The organism is Frankia sp. CcMO1 (assembly GCF_977945845.1).
Map to the genome: position 1 here is coordinate 1 of NZ_CDWTMG010000328.1, position 4216 is coordinate 4216.

At 72.3% G+C, this 4216-nt stretch carries 3 protein-coding genes; 1 reads left to right on the forward strand and 2 read right to left on the reverse strand.

Features of this window, described 5'->3' with window-relative positions; all coding sequences use genetic code 11:
• Positions 1 to 57 precede the first annotated feature (57 nt).
• Complete coding sequence (locus AC08OU_RS23135) at positions 58 to 2112, reverse strand: serine/threonine-protein kinase (RefSeq protein ID WP_476605794.1); 2055 nt, start codon at positions 2110 to 2112, stop codon at positions 58 to 60.
• Between the two features lie 85 nt (positions 2113 to 2197).
• Positions 2198 to 2857 carry a TetR family transcriptional regulator gene (locus AC08OU_RS23140; protein WP_476605795.1) on the reverse strand — a complete coding sequence of 220 codons (660 nt, stop codon included), beginning with the start codon at positions 2855 to 2857 and terminating at the stop codon, positions 2198 to 2200.
• Positions 2858 to 3299: 442 nt separating this feature from the next.
• Here AC08OU_RS23140 and AC08OU_RS23145 point away from each other — a divergent pair.
• The coding region (locus AC08OU_RS23145) for an acyl-CoA dehydrogenase family protein (RefSeq protein ID WP_476605796.1) at positions 3300 to 4216 on the forward strand (917 nt) is incomplete at its 3' end.

Genomic DNA, 4216 nt, shown 5'->3' on the forward strand with positions numbered 1-4216 from the left:
CCTGGTAAACCCGGGAGGCGGTCGCCCCTGCCAGGCCCCCGGTCAGGTCAGGTCAGGTCAGAATGGGAGCCGCGACTTCCACCACGCCGCGAGTTCCTGCTGTGAGTGGCCCTCCCAGCTGGCGTACATCGAATAGACCGGCTCGTCGTCGAAGCTCCACCAGCGCCAGGGGGTGTCGTCGTCGGCCGGCCCCACGTAGACCTGCCCGCTGCGCGTGACGGCGCCGTCCTGGCTGGTCGCCTTCCACGGCGAGCGGGTGCCGCCCTCCTCGGCCTCCACCTGCGACGCGCGGTCGGCCCGGGCCTCGGCGGAGGGGTACCTGAGGATGACGAGCGTGATCCCCGAGGGGAAGCTGCAAAGGATCTTGCCGTTGGAGAAGTCGCTGATCGTCGGCCGCTCGGCGCAGGACTGCCCGTAGGCCCCCTGCGCCTGCGGCGTGCCGGGAACGACGGTCGGCCAGGTGCTGGCGAGGTCCTGGACCGCACCCCACGGCGCCACCGCCTTCTGCTTCACCCCGGCGCTCATGGTGCCCGCGGCACCGGCCGAGTCGACCGCCGCCACCGTGTACGCGTGCGTTGCTGCGTCACCGGGCCGGTCGGTGAAGTTGGTGCCGGACACCGTCTCCGACTTCTCCCGGTCGCCGCCCGCGTCCCGGTACACGACGTACCGGGAGGCGTCCTCGACCGGGTTCCAGGAAACCTCGATCGCGATGCCGTCACGCACCGCTGTCAGACCCGTCACCGCTTGCAGGCGGCCCGACGAGACCGTGACGCCGTCACCCGCCCCGGATCCGCCGTCGCGGAGCACGGAGGCGACCGCGTACGACCCGGCACCGGCGAGGACGATGGCCACCACCAGCAGCACGGCGACGACGGGGAGCCGGCTCCGGCGCTGCTCCTCCGGCTCGGCGGGGTACGCGGGGTACGCCGGGGACGCCTCGTCGTCCGCCGGGTGTTCCGCCGGGTGTTCCGCCGGGCCGGGGTCGCGGGGCGGCGCGGCGCGGCGGCGCTCCGGGGCGGGTGCGCTGACCGTCACGGTGTCCATGTGCGACCGCTCGACCAGGTCCGGCGGCGCGACGGGGCCCACCGACCGTGCAGCCTGACGCCATGACGACCCACCGGTTCGCGGCGGAACCGCGACCGAGCCGGACGGCAGCCCCGAGGACGGTTCCGGAGAAGGCTCCGGAGGTGAGGACCCCCGAGGCCGCCCGGAGACCGCGCCCGCCGCCGCCCTCGCCGCCGGTTGAGTCGCCGCTGCTACGCCAGGCGCCGGCGCCGGCGCCTGGAGCGCCGCGGACACCGGCCCGCCGGTAACCGCGTTGGACAGCGCGGCGGCGGCCACCGGCGCGCTGTGCGGGCGGGAGTCCGGATCCTTGGCGAGCATCCACCGGACGACGGCGAACAGGGCGTCGGGCACGCCCTCGATCGGGGGCGGTTCCTGCTCCAGGTGCGCCCGCAGCAGCCCCACCGGGTGCGGCGCCTCGAACGGCGGCCGGCCGGCGAGCAGCTCGTACAGCACGATCCCCGCGCTGTAGATGTCGGCGGAGGGGCTGGCGTGCTCGTGCTCGGCGAGCTCGGGGGCCAGGTACGTCGGCGTGCCGACGATGCTGCTCATCCGCGTCAGCGCGGACCCGAAGCTGAGCCGGGCGATGCCGAAGTCGGTCAGCAGGACGCGGCGGCGAACGCCGTCGTCCTCGACCATGACGTTCTCCGGCTTGAGGTCGCGGTGGACGATCCCGCCCCGGTGCACCACGGTCAGCGCCTGGAGCACCTGCACGATGAGGTCCACCGCCTCGTCCGGCGGAAGGGGCTCGGGTCCGCCCAGGTAGCGTCGCAGGTCGACCCCGTTCACGAGGTCCATGACGATCGCGAGCGTGTCACCCTCGAGCACGAGGTCGCGGACCTGCACGAGGTGCGGGCTGCGCAGGCCGGTCAGGATCGAGCGCTCGCGGACGAACCGCGTGACGACGTCATCCTGGTCGGCGAGCTCGGGGCGAAGGATCTTGATGGCGACCGGCTGGCCACCGCGGATCGTGATCCCCCGGTACACCTGGCCGGTGGCACCACGACCGATCTGCTCGTGCAGAACGTAGGCGGAGCCGATCTGGCGCATGGCGCGATTGTCTCCCGTCCCGGCCCGGGAACCGCAACGTTTGGTCCTGTTTCACAGGCATCAGGTTTCACAGGCATCAGGCGGATCAGTTCATCATCGGCCCGAGCGTGAGCAGGGTGCGAGTGCAGACGTCGACGATCAGCCGCTCGTAGCGATCCGGCGTCCAGCCCCGCTCCACCAGGAGCAGGTAGAACTCGGGGGCGTTCATCGACCAGAGAAAGTCGGCGACGTCCTCGTCGCTGAGGTCGGCACGCAGCCCGCCGGTGGTCCTCAGGTCGGCGGCGTACTGGCGCAGGTTGGAGGCCCGCTGGTCGGCGATGCCGCGCCACATCTGCGCGCATCGCTGGTCGGAGGCGGCGGCGTCCTTGAGGACCGCGACCAGCGGCGCGATGCGAGGCTGGATCTGCCGCATGGCGGCCGCGTACGTCTCGATCTTCTGCCGGGCCGTGACCGGAAGCTGCGACTGGCCGGCCGGCTCGCCCCCGGGGCCCTGCCCGTCGTCGGAGCCGCCGGTGACCGCGCGCTCCAGCAGCGCCAGCATGATCTCCGGCTTCTCGCCGACGAGCTCCCCGACCGCGGCGACCGGGACCCCCGCCGCGACCGCGATGTCGCGATCGGTGGTGGCGGCGTACCCACCCATGATGAAGAGGGAATGCGCCGCCTGCAGGATGGACTCACGGATGACCGCCGCGCGCGACTCGCTCCGCGGGTCTCTCCCCGCGCCGGTCTTCACCGGTTGCGCCACCAGTTCACCTCAGAGCCTGTCGGGGCGATGCCCCGTCGATCGGAGCCCTTCGAGGGCGTGTCCCAAGGCCGTGTCCGGCGACCCTCGGCGAAATATGACACGCCCGACCCGTCCCGGGCTACGTCCGCCCTCGGCCGGGCGGGTCCGGGCGCCTGTCACAGCCGGTCGGCGGAGGGTGATGCGGCGGAGGGTGATGCGGCGGAGGGTGATGCGGACATCCATGCTGCCTGCGGAACTGCCTCCGGAAGACTGGGGACGTGCCCGAACTCACCTGGGAGCCCGCGCCGAGCAATGCCCCATTCATCCCGTTCAGCCTTGGCTAGAGCGCCACTCGGGCGGCACACTGAGAGCCTGTTTTGGAATTCCGCGCCGTAGCGAGGAGCTGCCCGGTGTGATGCTCCGGTGCGCCCGGCGAGGAGTTCATGGCGGGGAGGCGGCCGGCATGACGCACCAGACGACGGGCACACCGACGGGCCACGTTTCCGAGCGTGAGGCGAGGGCGGTCGCCGAGGCCGCCCGCGAGACGGAATGGCGCAAGCCGTCGTTCGCCAGGGAGCTGTATCTCGGCCGGTTCCGGCTCGACTTGATCCATCCGCACCCGACGTCATCCCCCGAGGACACCCGCCGCGGTGAGGCGTACCTGGGCAGGCTGCGGTCATTCTGCGAGTCCGAGTGCGACGGCGCCGTCATCGAGCGTGAGGACCGGATTCCCGACCAGGTCGTGAAGGGGCTCGCCGAGCTGGGCACGTTCGGGATCAAGATTCCGCGGGAGTACGGCGGCCTCGGGCTGAGCCACGTCTACTACAACCGGGCCCTCGAGATCGTCGCGAGCGTGCACCCAAGCGTCGGCGCGCTGGTCAGCGCCCACCAGTCGATCGGCGTCCCGGAGCCGCTGAAGCTGTTCGGCAGCGACGAGCAGAAGCGCGAGTACCTGCCGCGCTGCGCCCGCGGCGCCATCAGCGCGTTCCTGCTCACCGAGCCGGACGTCGGCTCCGACCCCGCCCGCCTGCGGATGACGGCGGCGCCGGACGGCGCCGGGTTCGTCCTCGACGGCGTCAAGCTCTGGACCACGAACGGCGTCGTCGCCGAGCTGCTGGTCGTGATGGCCCGGGTCCCGAAGACCGAGACCGAGCGGGGCGGGATCACCGCCTTCGTCGTGGAGGCCGACTCGCCCGGGATCACGGTCGAGCGGCGCAACTCGTTCATGGGCCTGCGCGGGCTGGAGAACGGCGTGACGCGGTTCGACGGCGTACGGGTGCCGCGTTCGGCGGTGCTCGGGAAGGTCGGCGCCGGGTTGAAGATCGCGCTGACGACGCTCAACACGGGCCGCCTGTCGATCCCGGCGATGTGCACAGCGGC

Bases quoted from the DNA above. Each gene is read 5' to 3' on its own strand.
- AC08OU_RS23135 (WP_476605794.1), bottom strand. From the start codon at position 2,112: ATGCGCCAGATCGGCTCCGCCTACGTTCTGCACGAGCAGATCGGTCGT.